This is a genomic window from Periweissella beninensis (assembly GCF_016908275.1).
Lineage (GTDB): Bacteria > Bacillota > Bacilli > Lactobacillales > Lactobacillaceae > Periweissella > Periweissella beninensis.
Genome location: NZ_JAFBDN010000017.1, coordinates 13,571 through 31,271 on the forward strand (window position 1 = coordinate 13,571; position 17,701 = coordinate 31,271).

The 17,701-nt window shown below is 34.3% G+C and carries 20 protein-coding genes, 1 other RNA gene and 2 other annotated features; of the genes, 18 read left to right on the forward strand and 3 right to left on the reverse strand.

The window, feature by feature from the left end; genetic code table 11:
- The first annotated feature begins 72 nt into the window (after positions 1–72).
- The 9 genes from rpmG to JOC59_RS06695 all read left to right on the forward strand — a co-directional run bounded on the left by rpmG (position 73) and on the right by JOC59_RS06695 (position 6,461).
- Positions 73–222, forward strand: a complete 150-nt coding sequence (gene rpmG, locus JOC59_RS06655) for a 50S ribosomal protein L33 (protein WP_205144019.1) — start codon at positions 73–75, stop codon at positions 220–222.
- Positions 223–236: 14 nt separating this feature from the next.
- Positions 237–410, forward strand: coding sequence for a preprotein translocase subunit SecE (gene secE / locus JOC59_RS06660; protein ID WP_205144037.1), 174 nt, complete (start codon positions 237–239; stop codon positions 408–410).
- Positions 411–522: 112 nt separating this feature from the next.
- Positions 523–1,077 carry a transcription termination/antitermination protein NusG gene (nusG, locus tag JOC59_RS06665; protein ID WP_205144020.1) on the forward strand — a complete coding sequence of 185 codons (555 nt, stop codon included), beginning with the start codon at positions 523–525 and terminating at the stop codon, positions 1,075–1,077.
- A gap of 168 nt (positions 1,078–1,245) precedes the next feature.
- Entirely contained in the window at positions 1,246–2,601 is a 1,356-nt protein-coding gene (locus JOC59_RS06670; protein ID WP_239517047.1) for an MATE family efflux transporter, read from the forward strand.
- Between the two features lie 123 nt (positions 2,602–2,724).
- The gene (rplK, locus tag JOC59_RS06675) at positions 2,725–3,150 is read left to right on the forward strand and encodes a 50S ribosomal protein L11 (RefSeq protein WP_205144021.1); all 426 of its coding nucleotides are present in this window, start codon (positions 2,725–2,727) and stop codon (positions 3,148–3,150) included.
- Between the two features lie 97 nt (positions 3,151–3,247).
- Positions 3,248–3,940, forward strand: coding sequence for a 50S ribosomal protein L1 (gene rplA / locus JOC59_RS06680; protein ID WP_205144022.1), 693 nt, complete (start codon positions 3,248–3,250; stop codon positions 3,938–3,940).
- A 48-nt stretch (positions 3,941–3,988) separates the two neighbouring features.
- Positions 3,989–4,112: a sequence feature (ribosomal protein L10 leader region), on the forward strand.
- A 26-nt stretch (positions 4,113–4,138) separates the two neighbouring features.
- Positions 4,139–4,645: a 50S ribosomal protein L10 gene (gene rplJ / locus JOC59_RS06685; protein ID WP_205144023.1), complete on the forward strand. Its 507-nt coding sequence runs from the start codon at positions 4,139–4,141 to the stop codon at positions 4,643–4,645.
- 41 nt (positions 4,646–4,686) lie between these two features.
- Complete coding sequence (rplL, locus tag JOC59_RS06690; RefSeq protein WP_205144024.1) at positions 4,687–5,052, forward strand: 50S ribosomal protein L7/L12; 366 nt, start codon at positions 4,687–4,689, stop codon at positions 5,050–5,052.
- A 344-nt stretch (positions 5,053–5,396) separates the two neighbouring features.
- The gene (locus tag JOC59_RS06695; RefSeq protein WP_205144025.1) at positions 5,397–6,461 is read left to right on the forward strand and encodes a L,D-transpeptidase family protein; all 1,065 of its coding nucleotides are present in this window, start codon (positions 5,397–5,399) and stop codon (positions 6,459–6,461) included.
- Positions 6,462–6,668: 207 nt separating this feature from the next.
- On the opposite strand, the gene nrdF is transcribed toward JOC59_RS06695, so the two are convergent.
- From nrdF to nrdH, 3 genes are all read right to left on the reverse strand, one after another.
- Positions 6,669–7,622 carry a class 1b ribonucleoside-diphosphate reductase subunit beta gene (gene nrdF / locus JOC59_RS06700; RefSeq protein WP_205144026.1) on the reverse strand — a complete coding sequence of 318 codons (954 nt, stop codon included), beginning with the start codon at positions 7,620–7,622 and terminating at the stop codon, positions 6,669–6,671.
- Positions 7,623–7,684: 62 nt separating this feature from the next.
- On the reverse strand, positions 7,685–9,853 hold the full coding sequence (nrdE, locus tag JOC59_RS06705) for a class 1b ribonucleoside-diphosphate reductase subunit alpha (RefSeq protein WP_205144027.1): 2,169 nt from the start codon (positions 9,851–9,853) through the stop codon (positions 7,685–7,687).
- Positions 9,854–10,080: 227 nt separating this feature from the next.
- Complete coding sequence (gene nrdH, locus JOC59_RS06710; protein WP_205144028.1) at positions 10,081–10,308, reverse strand: glutaredoxin-like protein NrdH; 228 nt, start codon at positions 10,306–10,308, stop codon at positions 10,081–10,083.
- A 206-nt stretch (positions 10,309–10,514) separates the two neighbouring features.
- On the opposite strand from nrdH, the gene JOC59_RS06715 reads away from it, so the two are divergent.
- The 9 genes from JOC59_RS06715 to tyrS all read left to right on the forward strand — a co-directional run bounded on the left by JOC59_RS06715 (position 10,515) and on the right by tyrS (position 17,445).
- Positions 10,515–11,123, forward strand: a complete 609-nt coding sequence (locus JOC59_RS06715) for a class I SAM-dependent methyltransferase (protein ID WP_205144029.1) — start codon at positions 10,515–10,517, stop codon at positions 11,121–11,123.
- 21 nt (positions 11,124–11,144) lie between these two features.
- Entirely contained in the window at positions 11,145–11,654 is a 510-nt protein-coding gene (gene tadA / locus JOC59_RS06720) for a tRNA adenosine(34) deaminase TadA (RefSeq protein ID WP_205144030.1), read from the forward strand.
- Between the two features lie 26 nt (positions 11,655–11,680).
- Positions 11,681–11,779: signal recognition particle sRNA small type (gene ffs, locus JOC59_RS06725), an RNA gene on the forward strand.
- A 128-nt stretch (positions 11,780–11,907) separates the two neighbouring features.
- Positions 11,908–13,806: a DNA polymerase III subunit gamma/tau gene (dnaX, locus tag JOC59_RS06730; protein ID WP_205144031.1), complete on the forward strand. Its 1,899-nt coding sequence runs from the start codon at positions 11,908–11,910 to the stop codon at positions 13,804–13,806.
- A gap of 12 nt (positions 13,807–13,818) precedes the next feature.
- Positions 13,819–14,130: a YbaB/EbfC family nucleoid-associated protein gene (locus JOC59_RS06735; RefSeq protein ID WP_205144039.1), complete on the forward strand. Its 312-nt coding sequence runs from the start codon at positions 13,819–13,821 to the stop codon at positions 14,128–14,130.
- 142 nt (positions 14,131–14,272) lie between these two features.
- Positions 14,273–14,872, forward strand: a complete 600-nt coding sequence (gene recR / locus JOC59_RS06740; protein ID WP_205144032.1) for a recombination mediator RecR — start codon at positions 14,273–14,275, stop codon at positions 14,870–14,872.
- The gene (locus JOC59_RS06745) at positions 14,869–15,114 is read left to right on the forward strand and encodes a YaaL family protein (protein WP_205144033.1); all 246 of its coding nucleotides are present in this window, start codon (positions 14,869–14,871) and stop codon (positions 15,112–15,114) included. The genes recR and JOC59_RS06745 overlap by 4 nt, the downstream gene beginning before the upstream one ends.
- A 32-nt stretch (positions 15,115–15,146) precedes the next feature.
- Entirely contained in the window at positions 15,147–15,905 is a 759-nt protein-coding gene (locus tag JOC59_RS06750; RefSeq protein WP_205144034.1) for a DNA/RNA non-specific endonuclease, read from the forward strand.
- Positions 15,906–15,951: 46 nt separating this feature from the next.
- Positions 15,952–16,147: a binding site (T-box leader), on the forward strand.
- Between the two features lie 47 nt (positions 16,148–16,194).
- Entirely contained in the window at positions 16,195–17,445 is a 1,251-nt protein-coding gene (gene tyrS, locus JOC59_RS06755) for a tyrosine--tRNA ligase (protein ID WP_205144035.1), read from the forward strand.
- Positions 17,446–17,701 lie beyond the last annotated feature (256 nt).

Here is a 17,701-nt window from a genome sequence, read left to right on the forward strand (position 1 = left end):
TCTATTATTGACTATTTTGGGCCTTTATGGCTGCATTTAGATAAAGCGTACTATAAAGGAGGTCATAAGATTATGGCTCAAAGAAAAATTGCGTTAGCTTGTAATGTGTGTGGTTCTCGGAACTATACATTAGCAGCGAACCCTAATCGGACAGAAAGATTAGAAATAAAAAAATTTTGTAAGTTTTGTGGTGAACATACATTGCATCGTGAAACACGTTAAAATGATTGAGGTGAATAATGAAATTTTTAAAAAGTGTATTTGAAGAAATGCGGATTGTTACATGGCCAACTGCTAAAGAAAATCGTAAAGATTCATTGACTGTTATTGGAACCTCAATTTTCTTTGCAGTTTTTCTAGGATGCATAGACTGGCTCTTACAATATGGAATTAATTTATTGACCAAGTAGATAATTGGCGGATGCATTAGCTTCTGTTATAATAGAGTTAGTTGAGAAAAACTTCGTACCCACGAGGTTTTTTTATTTTAAAATTAAAAAACAGATATTCGAGGAGTAAACAATGGTTGATTCAATTGAAAAGCAGTGGTATGTGTTACATACCTATTCAGGATATGAAAACAAAGTTAAGAATAATTTAATTTCAAGAACTGAAACGATGCAAATGCAGGATTTTATTTTTAGAGTAGTAGTTCCTGAAAATAAAGTTACGACGGTAAAAGATGGTGAAGAAAAAGAAATCATTGAAAATGATTTTCCAGGTTATGTTTTAGTTGAAATGGTTATGAGTGATGAAGCCTGGTTTGTTGTCCGTAATACACCTGGTGTAACAGGATTTGTTGGCTCACACGGTGGTGGATCAAAACCAACACCATTATTACCGGATGAAGTAGCTAATTTATTAGATCGGATGGGGATGTCGGCTCGCCGTGAGGAAAAATTAGATATTGAGATTGGTGAAACAATCAGCATTATTTCAGGTGCATTTGCTGGAATGCAAGGAGTTGTTACAACTAAAGATGATGAAAAGCAACAACTTAGTGTTAATGTTGAAGTCTTTGGACGTGAAACACCGGCTGAAATATCGTATGATAATGTCGACAAAGTAGAATATTAAGGTAAAGATTTCCTAATAATTAGGATGAATATATTTGAAAAAGTTATAAAACGGCTAAGAAACTGCTTCTTTAGCCGTTTTTGCTAATCTTGATGGAATCACTCTTTAATCGAAGATAATAGATAACATCAGATTAATAAAATTTAGACGAATACGGAGAATTGATGATTGGATTTAACAAATGGGGCACCTTTAAAGAAAATATTGTTATTTACTATCCCATTATTAATTGGGAACCTTTTTCAACAAATGTATAGTTTTTCCGATACGTGGATTGTTGGTAAGACTTTAGGGGTTAATCCATTAGCTGCAGTTGGTTCAACTAGTAGCTTACAGTTTTTAGTTTTAGGCTTTGCTAATGGATTAACCGTTGGGTTAGCGATTATTACAGCCCAAAAATTTGGAGCAAAAGATTATGATGGTGTAAAAAAAAGTTTTGCGATGGGAATCGTCATCAGTGTGGTTACTTCAATTATTGTGACGATACTAGCCCTTCTATTTTTACCGACAATTTTACATTTAATGCAAACACCAAAAGTTATTTATCGAGATGCGTATAGCTTTATTTTTTTAATATTTGCAGGAATTTTTGCGCAAATGGCGTATAATCTGTTAGCTAATGTATATCGTTCGGTTGGTGATTCATTGACGCCATTAATTTTCTTGATTGTTGGTCAAGTTGTAAATATTATATTAGAATTGTGGTTTATTTTAGGCTTTCATATGGGAGTAGCTGGAGCCGGTTTGGCAACTGGCATTTCACAACTGTTATCAGCAATTTTGTTAGTTTTATGGATTCCTCGTCATATACCTGTATTAGCACTTGAAAAAGAGGATTTTAGTTGGGTCAAAACGCGATTTTTTGAACATGCAAGAGTTGCTTATCCAGTAGCAATTCAATCTTCAATTATTGCGATTGGTTCAGTAATCCTACAAATGTCAGTTAATGTATTAGGGAGAGATGCGATAGCTGCCTCAACAGCTGCTTCAAAGATTGATCAGTTTGCCGTGTTGATTTTTCTATCATTTGGAACAACAATGGCTACGTATACTGCGCAGAATTATGGTGCAAGACAATATCATCGAATAATTCAAGGAACCAAAAAAGTTTTAGGGATTGTAATTATTATTGCACTTATCGTGGGTAGCTTAGAAATTGTTTTTGCAGATAATTTAGCAGCTTTGTTTATTCAAAATGGTAGTCGAACAATTTTAAATATGTCGCAAACATATTTTAATGTTGTTGGGTCAACCTATATGATGCTTACTATTTTATTTATAATTAGGAATGTATTACAAGGTTCAGGTAACAGTATGGTACCAACAATGGCTGGAGGTGCTGAATTAGTTGCGCGAGCATTTGCAGGTCTAGTATTAACAGGAGCGTTTGGCTATTTTGGAGCGATGTTGGCTAATCCACTAGCTTGGACAGCTTCAGTTTTAGTTATGTTAATCCCATTTACGAAACTAGTATATGAATTAAAAAAATTAGAAGGGATGCAAAATGACATTAATAATGAGTGATAATATTTCTTGTTATTTATAAAATTAAATGCTATACTTTTCAAGTATGTTGAATAAGAACATATGTGGGAGGAGAAATCTAATCTCCATTCATACCACAACACGAAACGGAGGTAATGTATCGTGGCTAAAAAAGTCGTAACAGTTGTTAAGTTACAAATTCCAGCCGCTAAGGCTACTCCAGCTCCTCCAGTGGGTCCTGCCCTTGGTCAAGCTGGTATCAATATCATGGGGTTTGCAAAGGAATTTAATGCACGTACTGCTGATCAAGCAGGTATGATTATTCCTGTTGTTATCTCAGTATATGAAGATCGTTCATTTGATTTCATCACTAAGACACCACCTGCAGCAGTTCTTTTAAAGAAGGCTGCTGGTGTTGAAAAAGGTTCAGGTGAACCAAACACTAAAAAAGTTGCAACGGTTACAAAAGCGCAAGTTAAAGAAATCGCTGAAACTAAGATGCAAGACCTAAACGCCGCTTCAGTTGAAGCAGCAATGCGCATGGTTGAAGGTACTGCACGTTCAATGGGCTTCGTTGTTGAAGATTAATTTATAACGAACAGTCGGATCACGTACGAAAGTATGTAAGATCAAGCGGGAGGTGGCTACACCGGTTGACCGCATTTGCAAGGAGGAATAGCTAAAGATGGCTAAGAAACATGGTAAAAAATATGTTGCAGCTCTTGAAAAGGTAGACCGTACTAAGGACTATACTTTGGAAGAAGCTACAGCATTAGTTAAAGAAATCGATTTTGCTGGCTTTGACGCAACTGTTGAAATTGCATTCAATTTGAACGTTGATACTCGTCAAGCTGATCAACAATTACGTGGTGCTGTAGTATTGCCAAACGGTACTGGTAAAGATCAAACTGTTGTTGTTTTTGCAAAGGGTGACAAAGCTAAGGAAGCTGAAGCTGCCGGTGCTGATGTCGTTGGTGATGCAGAATTAATCAAACGTGTTCAAGATGGTTGGTTAGATTTTGATGTTGCAATTGCAACTCCAGACATGATGGCTCAAGTTGGCCGGATTGGACGTGTTCTTGGACCTAAAGGTTTGATGCCAAACCCTAAAACTGGAACAGTAACAATGGACGTTACTAAAGCTGTGCAAGAATCAAAAGCTGGTAAGGTTACTTACCGGACAGATCGTGACGGAAACGTTTCAGTACCAGTAGGTAAAGTATCATTTGATGCTGATAAACTTGTTGGTAACTTGAAGACTATTTCTGAAACAATTGTTCGGGCTCGTCCAGCTGCAGTTAAGGGTACTTATGTGAAGCACGTATCAATTGCTTCAACTTTTGGCCCATCAGTTAACGTAGCTGTTGATTCATTATAATAAGTATTTATTGACTCATCCCAGGATAACTGATATACTTAGTTAGTTAATTAAATAAGATTTCTACCTAAGACTCAGGGGGCATTTGCCTTAATATCCTGCCGAGGAAGTTTACAATGACTTTATTTCCCTTGTCTCAGGTTTACTGAACAAGGGATTTTCTTTTGAGAAATCAAAATAAATAAGGAGGTAAAGTACATGAGTGAAGCAACTATTGCCGTAAAGGCATCAATGGTTGAAGAAGTTGCTGGCAAATTCAACGATGCTGTTTCAGCGGTTGTTGTTGATGTCCGTGGTTTAACTGTTGAACAATCAAACGATTTGCGTAAGCAACTTCGTGAAGAAAACATTGAATTGAAGGTTATCAAGAATAAAATCTTGACACGTGCTGCTGAAAGTGCAAACCTTGAAGGCTTACAAGAATTATTTGTTGGACCTTCTGCAGTAGCTTTTTCTAAAGAAGATGCTATTGCACCAGCTCGTATTTTGAAAAAATTTGCTGATTCAGTTGAAGCCCTTGAAATTAAGGGTGGTGTTATCGAAGGTAACATTGTTAATGTTGAAGAAATCAACAAATTCGCTGCATTACCAAGTCGTGATGGCTTGTTGTCAATGTTACTTTCAACATTGCAAGCACCTGTTCGTAACTTTGCATATGCTGTTAAGGCAGTTTCAGATGCAAAAGATGAAGAACCTGCTGCTTAATTTTAATTGATTAATATTATATTATTTGGAGGATTATTACAATGGCTTTAAACAAAGACGTTATTATTGAAGAATTAAAGAATGCTACTATCTTGGAACTTGCTGATCTTGTTTCAGCAATCGAAGAAGAATTTGGTGTTTCAGCAGCAGCTCCAGTTGCTGCTGCTGGTGCCGCTGGTGCTGAAGCTGCTGCTAAGACTGAATTTGATGTTGAATTGACTTCAGCTGGTTCAGCTAAAATCAAGGTTATCAAGGCAGTTCGTGAAGCAACTGGCTTAGGCTTAAAAGAAGCTAAGGAATTAGTTGATGGTGCTCCATCAATCATTAAAGAAGGCTTGTCAGAAGACGATGCTAATGCACTTGTTGCTAAGCTTGAAGAAGCTGGCGCATCTGCTGCTACTAAGTAATAATAATTATTATAAAAAGGTCCAGGACAATGTGTCTGGACCTTTTTATTTGGTTTTTAAGCGTGGTTATTTTTGTGAAAGTTTACTGAGCACCTAAAAAGTAAATAGCTAACTTTGAATACTAAGTAACTAGTTTAAATTGGTGGGCTTTTAGTAAGGTAGCCTTAACAATTAATTAAAATAATTTATTTATAATTTTATAATTAATTGTTTTAATCCTTGGCTATATTAATATTTAGTTATATAATTTGAGTGTAAACAAATAAATTAAGGAAAATAATTTGATGATTAAGACTATAAATAAATTTGTTTTGACAATACTTATAATACTGAGCATTACAAGTATGCATATTAATGCTGCAACTAATGAACATGAAAATATTCAAAATAATGTAACAGTAAAAAATGCGAATAGTTCTCAAACGGACGCCGTAGCTAAAAGGCAGACAGCAAAACAAACAAATGCTAGTAAAACTGAAATAACGATGAAAATATATAATGTTAAAAAACAACTGTATATTAACCAGTATAATCGTTTTAAGGTGGTAGTAGCTGATACGGAAAATACCGTTAAAATAAAAAACTATCGTGTAGTTACGAGTAATGTAAACGTAGTAAAAGTTTCAAATGGTCTATTAACACGAGGTATAGGAGTAGGACGAGCAAATATTACGGTTACGGTAAATTTGACCAATGGTAAAAGCATTAGTCGTATTTTTAGAATGAAGGTTGTTAATCAGATTAAAACAGTAAAAAAAGTCACCGGGTATCGAATAGTAAGTAAAAATGCTAATGTGTGGGTAAAACCATATTATCAAGGTGTTCGGAATCGTAAAAGTAAAGAAGCAAATAAGATTCAAAAATACATGGTAAAAATAAAAAAGCAAGCTACGATTATTAATGGTAAAACATATTATCTAGTAGCCTTACCAGGAACGGGTAAAGCTATCGGTTGGGTTGGAAGTACTAGTCTCAGTAGTTCTGGACAATTTTGGCGAAATACAACTGGTGGTCGGTATTTTAATGTTAAGAGAGTTAAAAAACTAAATATTGCGGTTTCAGTTGCAAAACAACGGGTGTATTTTAGATCAGGTAAAAAGGTTATTTATACGATGATGGCTTCCACTGGTAAAATTAGTACACCAACGGTAAGAGGGCACTTTAAGTTAATGAGTGGTGGTAAATATTTTTGGTCAGGTAATGGGGGTGCTAAGTATTGGCGTGCTTTTGCTGCAGGTGGCTATTATTTTCATAGTATTCCAACGTTATCAGCTAATGGGGCCTATGGAGCTATATTTGGTAATCAATTAGGTCATCGAACATCACATGGCTGTATACGGTTGAGTGTGGCAGATGCAAAATGGTTTTATACTAATATGCCAAATGGGACACCAGTGTACGTGTACTAATTTAAAGTAGTAGCAAGTAGAGCAGTTGAAAAAACTATGCCATAATTTGTAAAAACAAAAAGACCATTAAATGAAATTTTAAATTTCATTTAATGGTCTTTTTAACTGTAATCAATGTCTTTAAAAACGAAACCTAACAAAAAATTAATTACGTTATCAACTAGATTAGTTGAGATGATATTTTTTAATACGAATCAGCAGAAAAATCTAAATATCATAGTCACTATCATTCATGGCTTCAACTTGACCGAGACGATAACCATTACCAACTTGTGAAAAAAAGTCATGATTAGATGTTGAAGTAGAGATTCCGTTCATAACGACTGGATTAACATCATCAGCGGTGTCAGGAAACATTGGATCTTGGCCTAAATTCATTAATGCTTTATTTGCATTATAGCGTAAAAAGGTTAGTACTGATTCACTCCAACCAATTGCATCATACATTTCATGTGTATATTTTTCTTCATTAGAGTATAGTTCATATAATAAATCATACATCCAAGCTTGCAATTGCGTTTGTTCATCTTCGGCTAGCTCATTAAATGCTAGTTGAAATTTATAACCAATATAAGTACCATGAACAGATTCATCACGTAAAATTAATTTAATTATTTCGGCAACGTTTACTAATTTATTATGACCTAAATAATATAAAGGAGTATAGAAGCCAGAGTAAAAAAGAAATGTTTCGAGAAAGACGGACGCAATTTTTCGTTGAAATTCATTACCGTTACGATAAATGTCAGTAATACGTTGCGCTTTAAATTGTAAAAGCGGATTAGTATTAGTCCATTCGAAAATTTCATCAATTTCTTTGGGGGTATTTAAGGTTTCAAAAATTGATGAATATGATTTAGCATGGACAGATTCCATGAATTCAATATTATTTAAAACCGCTTCTTCTTGTTGAGTGCGAATGTTTTGTTTTAAAGATGACATTCCATCTTGTGACTGTACGGTATCGAGTAATGTAAGGCCACCAAAAATATGCCCTACTAAGTAATGTTCTTGAGAATTCATTTGGCGCCAATCATCTAAATCATTTGATAAAGGAATACGAGTATCTAACCAAAATTGTTCAGTTAATTTTTCCCAAGTTGCTTTATCGATAGCATCTTCTATTTGATTCCAATTAATAGCTTTGTATGCGTCTGTCATATACTTATTAACCTCTTATTTTTTTGCAAATATGTGTGATTGAACGTTTAGATTAGGCTTAACTAAATTGAACAGCTGACACATTCATTAACACCGGCTTCAGTATTATCATCAGTGAAAGTACGAACATAGTAAATTGACTTACAGCCCTTTTTATAAGCATAATTACGTAGAATATTTAAATCACGAGTAGTCATTTTAGGTGTATGGCCATTTTTCCATTCATATAATCCAGTTGGTAAAGTCGCACGCAAGAACAAGGTCAAAGCCATTCCTTGGTCGATGTGTTGTTGAGCAGTTGCATAAATATCGATTACTTTACGCATGTCTGTATCATAAGCTGACTGATAATAAGGAATAGTATCATTTGAAAGATATGGGGCGGGATAATAAATTTTCCCAATTTTTTTCTCCTGACGTTCTTCAATACGATTAACAATTGGGTGGAGTGATGAAGTTGCATCGTTGATATATGAGATTGATCCCGTAGGGGCGATAGCCATGCGATTACGATTGTAGAGCCCATACTGAGCCACATCGGCTGCCAATTTTTGCCAATCTGCACTAGTTGGAATGTGATGGTTAGCAAATAATTCTTTAATCTTATTCGATTTGGGTTGCCAATTTTGATCAATATATTTTTTAAAATATGAACCGTCAGCGTATTTAGAGTGCTTAAAGTCAGCAAAGCTTTGCTTGCGCTCTTGGGCAATGCGATTTGAGGCAACCAACGTATAGTAATTAACCATCATAAAGAAAATATTAGTAAAATCTAGTGAATCTGCATCACCATACATAATTTTATTTTTAGCTAAAAAGCCATGTAGACCCATTGCACCTAAACCAACAGCGTGGGCATCATCATTTCCCTTACGGATAGATGGAACAATATCTAGTTTCGTTGAATCAGATACAAAGGTAAGGGCTCGCATCATTGTTTCAATTGATTTACCAAAATCCGTTGCTGAATCCATCATATTAGCAATATTAATAGATCCCAAGTTACATGATACATCATTTCCCAAAGTATCGTAAATCTGTTTATCATTAATAGTTGAAGGCGTCTGAATTTGCAAAATTTCAGAACAAAGATTAGATGAAACGATTTTACCAGCGACAGGGTTTTCTCGATTAGCCATATCAATGTTAATGATATATGGATAACCTGATTCTTGTTGCAATTTTGAAATTTCAGTTTCTAAATTACGGGCATTTATCTTATATTTACGAATTTTTGGGTTAGCTACTAAATTGGTATATTCAGCAGTAATGTCAATGTAGTTAAAAGGTGTGTTGTATTCACGTTCAACATCGTATGGAGAAAATAAATACATATCAGTATTTTCTTTGGCTAATTCATAAAATTTATCAGGAATAATTAAGCCTAACGATAATGTTTTAACTCGAATTTTTTCGTCAGCATTTTCTTTTTTTGTGGCTAAAAAATTCATAATATCTGGATGGAAAACATTTAAGTAAACTACGCCCGCACCTTGTCGTTGACCTAATTGATTGGAGTATGTAAATGAGTCTTCTAGTAACTTCATAACTGGGACAACACCTGAAGCAGCATTAACGATTCCCTTAATAGGGGCGCCTGCTTCACGAAGGTTAGAAAGATTCATTCCCACACCACCACCAATTCTTGATAGTTGTAATGCAGAATTAATTACACGACCAATTGAATTCATATCATCAGTAGCTTGAATGACAAAGCAAGAAACGAGTTCGCCACGGCGTGATTTACCAGCATTTAAAAAAGAAGGGGTAGCTGGTTGATAACGTTGATGAATCATTTCATCAGCTAAACGCAAAGCTAGTTTTTCATCACCATTAGCAAAGTAGAGGGCATTGATTGCTACACGATCGGTATATGATTCTAGATAAGCGCTTTTATCATCAGTTTTTAAAGCATATTGGGCGTAAAATTTGTAAGCTGCCATAAATGACTTAAACTTAAAATTTTGCTCATTAAGAAAGGTGTATAATTTTTCAATAAATGTAAAAGAATATTTATCAATACAAGTGGCATCAAGAAAATCATTTTTAATTAAATAAGAAAAGCGTTCTTGTAAGTTTTTAAATTTAATAGTATTTGGTTCAACATTTTCTTTAAAAAAAGCAGCTAAAGCGGCTTGATCTTTTTCTAATTGAATCTGATTGTTTTTTGGAATGTTAACTTGATTATTTAAATCAAAATAAGTAACATCATTTAGCGTATGTAAGCTCATAATTGGACCCTTTCTTTGCTTGTGATAATTAACTAATATTTAAGTGAATAGGTGAGGTATAAGGCTAAGGAACAGGTACAATATAAAAAAAGTGGTAAATTATTATTAAAAAATTAGCCACTTTTTTTATTGACACAGTAATTTATTTAACAATAAAAGGTTACCGAAAGTAAATTACGAATGCTTATAAAAGATATTTTGTAAATAGTTAGGTTGCAGTGCAATAATCAAGCTAATTGCTTTAATGCATCTGGTTGAAAACCAGCGAAGGATTGGATTCCTTCGCCTTCAATGACTGGAACAGCAGCAAATCCTTGATTTTTAAGATAGTCAATATATTCAGGGTTTTCATTAATATTTTTTTCTTCAAAAACAATGCCATTTTCATTTAAAAACCGTTTGGTCATTTTGCACTGAATACAATTGTTTTTTGTGAATACAGTAAATTTTTTCATAATAATTGCCTCTCGCTTAATTTTAATGCTGCATCTAGTATAGCAATATGTAGTAGGCTATTCAATGGATGATATACTATATATAGTTATTGAGGGAAATAATTAAACGGGATATCTTAGATTAAATCGCCTTTTGAAGAAATAAAAAGGTATAAAAAAAATTATTAACCAGTTATTATTAGAGTAAGCAAAAAAAGAGGTAAATTATGAATAATCATTACTATACAACTAATCCTGATGTAGAACACGCTTTAAAAAAATGGACATTTGAACTATTAAACAATGATATTAGTTTTACAACGGATAACGGTGTTTTTTCCAAACAAACAGTTGATTATGGAACACGTGCAATGTTAAAGGCATTTAATGAAACAATTATACCAACTGGTAAGATATTAGATTTAGGAACAGGTTATGGGCCTGTGGGCGTTGCCTTAGCATTAAGATATCCTGAGCGCCAAATAGATATGGTTGACGTGAATAGCTTGGCTTTAAGTTTAGCAAAGATAAATGCTAAAGATAATCAAGTTCAAGATCGCGTTAATATTTTTACATCTGATATTTATGAAAATGTTGAAGGAAAATATGCTGCCATTTTGACCAATCCACCTGTGCGAGCAGGTAAGAGCGTGGTTAGTACGATGTTAAAAGATGCAATTCAACATTTATTACCTAATGGCACATTAACCGTTGTATTACAAAAGAAACAAGGCGCACCATCAGCCAAAAAATTAATGACAGAAGTTTTTGAAAACTGTACAGTAATCGCAAAAGATAAAGGCTATTATATATTACAATCAGTATATCTAAATTAAAAACAAGTGTAGGAAATAAAAATGGTAAAATTAGCCAAGGAACAAATAGAGTATTATATGCGGCAAGCATTGTTACAAGCGAAAAAAGCGGCTGTAATTGGCGAAGTTCCAATTGGCGCGGTTATTGTCCACGAAGGAGAGATTATTGGTCGTGGGTTCAATCTACGCGAACATGCGCAAGATGCAACAATACACGCTGAAATTATGGCAATTCAAGAAGCTAATCGTAATTTGCATTCTTGGCGATTAGAGGACTGTCAAATGTTTGTTACACTAGAACCTTGTCCGATGTGTGCAGGAGCTATAATAAATGCGCGAGTACCAGAGCTTTATTACGGAGCAAGAGATCCTAAAGCTGGAGTTGTTGGCAGCCTATATGATTTATTATCTGATACACGATTTAATCATCAAGTTGAAGTGCATGATTTAGTTTTAGCAAAGGATGCTGGCGAGTTACTGCAGAGTTTTTTCAAAGAGATTCGTGTCCGAAAGAAGCTTGCTAAGCACCAAAGAAAACTTGACCAAGACTAGCTGATAACGTATAATAAATAATTGCCGAAGGGCTACAAAGCAAAAATACTTATTCGAATCGGGTCAGGTCTGGAAGGAAGCAGCCCTAAGATTATTGTATCTTGTGCTTTGTATTACATAGTATTATTTGTCAGTAACCAGTGATGGTTACTTTTTTTTATACAAAAGTTACTCAAAAGGACAACAAATAGTTTGGTACAACTGTGTAATTTGTTAGTATAGTATTAAGTATATAATTGAGAGGAAATCAAAAATGGCTTATCAAGCGTTATATCGGGTATGGCGACCACAGTTTTTTAAAGATATGGTAGGCCAAGAGGTTGTTACACAAACTTTAAAAAATGCAATCATTACAAAGCAAACAAGTCATGCATATTTATTTTCAGGACCACGAGGAACAGGTAAAACATCAGTTGCTAAAATTTTTGCTAAAGCTTTAAACTGTTTGGATTTAAAAGATGGTGAACCATGTAATGAGTGCATTAACTGCCAAGCAATTAATACCGGAACTTTAAATGATGTAATAGAAATTGATGCTGCATCAAACAATGGTGTTGAAGAAATTCGAGATATTCGCGATAAAGTTAAGTACGCACCAACTCAAGGAAAATTCAAAGTATATATCATTGATGAAGTTCATATGCTTTCAACTGGTGCTTTTAATGCTTTGCTAAAAACGTTAGAAGAACCACCTACGCAAGTGGTGTTCATTCTTGCAACAACTGAACCACAAAAAATTCCGGCAACGATTATTTCTAGAACCCAACGTTTTGATTTTAAAAGAATTAAACAAACGGCAAGTTTAGCACGCATGGAATATATTTTAACGGAAAAACAAATAGCGTATGATCAGCAGGCTTTACAAATAATTGCAACTGCTGCGGAAGGTGGAATGCGGGATGCATTAAGTATATTGGATCAAGCATTATCATTTGCTGATAATAAATTGACATTAGATAACGCACTAATGGTCACGGGAGCTGTTACACAAGATTTATTGAGCCTATATGTCCAAGCTGTGCTGGAGAGTGATACTGTCAAGGGCTTAGAGTTATTACAGCAATTGCTAGATGAAGGGAAAGATGCCAATCGGTTTATCGAAGATTTGATTGGTTATGTAAGGGACCTTCTTTTGGCTAATGAGGCACCAAAGTTAGTTAATGCAATTCGTAATAATGATTTTAAGACACAAGCGCAAACCATTTCATTACAACAAGCATATACAATTATTGAAGAGTCAAATAATGTTCAACAACAACTTAGATATACCACGCATGCAGATGTTTATTTAGAAGTGTTAACCGTTAAATTATGTAACTTATCTGATCAAAAAGTAGATGATACACACACAAAGCAAGAATTAGCATTTAGTGCTGAAAATTTACCGAAAAAAACGATTTTAAAGCAATTAGAAAAGTCTAGAAAAGATGCAAGCTCAATTACGACTTTTAACGCAAAGATACCAGTACAAGGCACCGATACTAAAATAGCGACTAAAGGTGAAATAAATAAGGTAGTAGATGATGAGCCAACTAAATTAATCACCAAGGTACAAAAAAGTAACTTAGTAAAAATGGATGGCCAAGCAGTTTTCCTAACCTTACAAAAGGCTACGAAAGGGGCCTTAACAGCTTTTAATGACGCGTACATTGACTTATTGAATATGTTAACGGTTGTGCAAAGTGCAAAATTAAGTCAAGCTAAGTTTGTTGCGGCTAGTGATCAAAGTGTGGTTTTGGTCTTTAAGCAACCCTATATTCACCATTTAGCGATTCAAGATATTGAGTTGCAAACAAGTATTAAAGATAGTCTAGAAAAATTGTTAGGAAATGAATATCAATTAATTTTTATTACAGAAGATCAATGGCAACAAGTACGAAAAAGCTATGTTACACAGTTAAAAGCTAAAATACAACCTGATGAAATGCAAGCACCAATCTTAGCGCAAATTGAGCTAGAAACTAAACCGCAAGCTTTGACGGTAACGGATGAAACAGAAATTGAAAACGAACAAGATGCTATAAATAGTAATTTAAATAATAAACAAGAAGTGGCTAGTCTAAATGAAGCCAAAAATGCTAAAATGACAGATATAGTAAATGAAGCTCAAACAATGTTTGGGGTTGAAAACATTGAAATAAGAAAAGATTAGAAAAGAGGATTAATAATGTTTGGTGGTGGAAATATGCAAGGCATGATGAAACAAATGCAAAAAATGCAAAAGCAAATTAAAGAGGAACAAGCTAATTTAGAAACAACTAAATTTATTGGAGAAGCTTTAAATGGTGCGGTAAAGGCGACGTTTACTGGTGATCGTGAGCTTAAAGATTTAGTGATTGACGAAAAAATAGTTGATCCCGATGATGTGGATACATTACAAGATATGTTAATCGTGGCGATTAATGATGCTATGAAAAAAATTGATGATCAAACTTCAAAGACAATGGGCAAATATACACAGGGTTTAGGTTTTTAGATTCTAATTTTTTGCTAAAATTTACAATTTGGGATAAAAATTACTTAATAAAAAGAGACCAAATCAAAATATGTTTTTGATTTAGTCTCTTTTTATTAAGCATGGTAAAATTAAATATGAAAGTTACTAGAAGGGAGTAAGAATGCAATATCCAGAGCCAATTACACAATTAATAGCAAGTTATATGAAATTACCAGGAATTGGGCAAAAATCAGCAACCCGTTTGGCTTTTTACACTTTGGGGATGGATGAGGAAGATGTTACTGGTTTTGCACAAGCATTAATTGCAGCCAAACGTGATTTACAATTTTGTAGTATCTGCGGTAACATTACGGAAAATGATCCTTGTATCATCTGTCAAGATACCAGTCGTGATCAAACAACCGTTTTAGTAGTTGAGCAATCAAAAGATGTTATGTCGATGGAGAACACCCACGAGTATCATGGCCTGTATCATGTACTACATGGTGTCTTATCACCACTTAATGGTCAAGGTCCAGATGATATTAATATCACTAGCTTGGTAACCCGACTGCAAGACCATAGTGATATTAGCGAAGTTATTGTGGCTACGAATGCTAATTCAGAGGGTGAAGCAACAGCAATGTATTTAGCCCGATTACTCAAACCAGCTGGAATTAAAGTAACGCGTTTGGCACATGGCTTAGCGGTAGGTAGTGATATCGATTATGCTGATGAAATGACATTGATTAAAGCAGTAGAAGGACGGACAGAGCTATGAAAGATAATCATAATATTAAGACTAATTATGATACGCTATTAATGGATCAAATTGACTTGGCTAAAATGGATTGGGATGAGGCCAAATATTCAGAACGAGCAATGACAGAAAGTAACTATGATGGCCGCCTTATTCAGGCTCAAACGGCGCTAGCAAAACAAAAGTTTTTTTATTATTATCGAGAAGCACGGCGACGCAAGGTACATGGACGAATTCAAAGAAGCGTTATGACTATTAATTAATAAGGGGATTTAATTGACACTTAGGAGTAAAAATGTCTAAAAGAGGGAAAGAAAAAAATCAGTTATATATTATTATTCTAATATTGGGACTATTAATAACTGGTGGGAAAAGTTTATTATCAAATCAGGGAACTAATAACCAAGAAAGAGAAACAACGGTTGACCGCAAGCAAACAAGTGTTAAAACAGCTACTAAAACGAATGCTCAATTAGCTAACTTAAAATATAATGGTCAACAAATTGTGCAAATTAATCAAGGCAAGCCAACGTTTAAGGCAAATCAATTAAAAACGACTAATGGTCCATGGGTTGTGTATGGTGAGTTAGATAACTTGAACCGTGCAACGATAGCGACTGGTTTATTAAATGCCAGTTTAATGCCGACTGTTAAAAGACAGCGGTTAACGGTTACCCCAACCGGATATCGTAATCGACGGGTACCAATGAATGGCCATTACGATTGGTTGTTTAACCGGGCACATTTGATTGGATATCAATTTACGGGAGAAAATAATAATTTACATAATTTGGTTACGGGCACACGATCATTAAATGACCCCGCGATGACCTATTATGAAAATCGAACAGCTAATTACTTAAGAACGCATAGGAATGATTATGTGAGATATGAAGTCACTCCAATTTATCGTAAAAATGAATTAGTCCCCCGTGGTGTTCATATGCAAGCACAATCAATTAAAAATGCAACTATCAAATATAATGTTTATATTTTTAATGTTCAAAAAGGAATTACGATTAATTATAATAATGGTAATTCAACGATTAATTAATTTTTAATAATTAGGGTTTTAATAATTTATTGAGCATGTTAGAATAACGATAGTGTTGAAATAGTAAAGTAAATTTATTATCTGCTGTTTAAGAAAACTAGTGGTTGTTGCAAACTAGTCGAGATATTAAATTGAATTACAACTATGGAGCTATTGGTTCGTCTCATTATCGACGGCTTAGAGATCAATAAAGATGTTTATTGATAAATTAAGGTGGTACCACGATATTAATCGTCCTTAGACAATTGTTTTTGTCTAAGGATTTTTTTATTTAAGGAGATTTAATGTTATGGATATATTTACAGATTTAAAATGGCGCGGTGCAGTTAATCAATTAACAGATGAAGTAGGCCTCCAAGAAGCATTAGCTACTAAACAAGTTGGTATGTATGCGGGGATTGACCCAACTGCTGATTCAATGCATATTGGCCATTTAATTCCATTTATGGTTTTGAAAAGATTTCAATTAGCTGGTCACAAGCCAGTTGTCGTTATTGGGGGGGGAACTGGAGCGATTGGTGACCCATCAGGGCGTAATTCAGAACGTGTTTTGCAAACGATGGACCAGGTTATGCATAATGAAGCAGCATTAACCAAGCAAATGCAACATTTGTTTGGTGAAGAAAATTTCAGAATCGTAAATAATCGTGATTGGTTAGGCCAATTAAGTCTAATGGATTTCTTACGAGATTATGGTAAACTTTTTTCTGTCAATACAATGTTAGCGAAAGATGTTGTTGCTTCAAGACTAGAGGTTGGTATTTCATTTACTGAATTTACCTATCAAATTCTACAATCAGTTGATTTTCTTGAATTATATCGCCGTGAGGATGTTCAATTACAAATTGGTGGTGCAGATCAATGGGGGAATATTACTGCCGGAATTGATTTAATTCACCGAATAGAAGGAAATGAAGCGAAAGCATTTGGTTTAACAATTCCATTAATGTTAAAATCAGATGGAACTAAATTTGGTAAAACTGCAGGAGGAGCTGTTTGGTTAGATGCCAAAAAGACAACACCATATGAATTTTACCAATTCTGGTATAACCAAGATGATGCCGATGTAGTTAAGTATCTTAAGTACTTTACTTTTCTATCAAAAACGGAAATTGATGCGTTAGAGCAAACCGTGCTTGATGATCCGGGTAAACGATTAGCACAAAAACGCTTGGCACAAGAAATAACGAAATTTGTCCACAGTCAAGTGGCGGTAGAAGAGGCTGAACGGATATCAGCCGCTCTTTTCTCTGGCGATGTGCAAGAGTTGACCGCTACGGAAATTGAACAGGGTTTTGCTAATATGCCATCATTTAACGTGTTAAACGAAAAGGTCAATGTGGTTGACTTTATTGTTAATGCGGGGATTGATAAGTCAAAACGGCAGGCACGCGAAGATATTGAAAATGGTGCAATTCGTATCAATGGTAAAAAAATTACAGATCTGACTACCGAAATCAATCCTAATGATATGTATGATGGGAAATTTGTAATTGTTCGGCGTGGTAAGAAAAAGTACTTTTTAGGACGAGTTAAATAAATCGATATAATTAAAAATTAATTTAGCGAAAAAAGGTTGGTAAACCAAGACATTCTTGCCAACCTTTTTTGTATTTAGAAGGGTATTACCGATCAATAACGTAGTAATATTAAAAAATTAGTTACGTATAAATTATATTTATACGTAACTAATGTCCGTTTATGGGTCTACACTTTTTGGTACTGATAGACATGACGTCGTCATGTTAATCGGTATCTTTTTTTCTTGCATTTTGTAAAAAAAGGTGTAAAAAAAG

What these genes read in the sequence shown, in the direction of transcription:
- rpmG (WP_205144019.1), top strand. Translation starts at nt 73, where the DNA reads ATGGCTCAAAGAAAAATTGCGTTAGCTTGTAATGTGTGTGGTTCTCGG.
- nusG (WP_205144020.1), top strand. Translation starts at nt 523, where the DNA reads ATGGTTGATTCAATTGAAAAGCAGTGGTATGTGTTACATACCTATTCA.
- rplA (WP_205144022.1), top strand. Translation starts at nt 3,248, where the DNA reads ATGGCTAAGAAACATGGTAAAAAATATGTTGCAGCTCTTGAAAAGGTA.
- rplJ (WP_205144023.1), top strand. Translation starts at nt 4,139, where the DNA reads ATGAGTGAAGCAACTATTGCCGTAAAGGCATCAATGGTTGAAGAAGTT.
- rplL (WP_205144024.1), top strand. Translation starts at nt 4,687, where the DNA reads ATGGCTTTAAACAAAGACGTTATTATTGAAGAATTAAAGAATGCTACT.
- JOC59_RS06695 (WP_205144025.1), top strand. Translation starts at nt 5,397, where the DNA reads ATGCATATTAATGCTGCAACTAATGAACATGAAAATATTCAAAATAAT.
- nrdF (WP_205144026.1), bottom strand. Translation starts at nt 7,622, where the DNA reads ATGACAGACGCATACAAAGCTATTAATTGGAATCAAATAGAAGATGCT.
- nrdE (WP_205144027.1), bottom strand. Translation starts at nt 9,853, where the DNA reads ATGAGCTTACATACGCTAAATGATGTTACTTATTTTGATTTAAATAAT.
- nrdH (WP_205144028.1), bottom strand. Translation starts at nt 10,308, where the DNA reads ATGAAAAAATTTACTGTATTCACAAAAAACAATTGTATTCAGTGCAAA.
- JOC59_RS06715 (WP_205144029.1), top strand. Translation starts at nt 10,515, where the DNA reads ATGAATAATCATTACTATACAACTAATCCTGATGTAGAACACGCTTTA.
- tadA (WP_205144030.1), top strand. Translation starts at nt 11,145, where the DNA reads ATGGTAAAATTAGCCAAGGAACAAATAGAGTATTATATGCGGCAAGCA.
- dnaX (WP_205144031.1), top strand. Translation starts at nt 11,908, where the DNA reads ATGGCTTATCAAGCGTTATATCGGGTATGGCGACCACAGTTTTTTAAA.
- recR (WP_205144032.1), top strand. Translation starts at nt 14,273, where the DNA reads ATGCAATATCCAGAGCCAATTACACAATTAATAGCAAGTTATATGAAA.
- JOC59_RS06745 (WP_205144033.1), top strand. Translation starts at nt 14,869, where the DNA reads ATGAAAGATAATCATAATATTAAGACTAATTATGATACGCTATTAATG.
- JOC59_RS06750 (WP_205144034.1), top strand. Translation starts at nt 15,147, where the DNA reads ATGTCTAAAAGAGGGAAAGAAAAAAATCAGTTATATATTATTATTCTA.
- tyrS (WP_205144035.1), top strand. Translation starts at nt 16,195, where the DNA reads ATGGATATATTTACAGATTTAAAATGGCGCGGTGCAGTTAATCAATTA.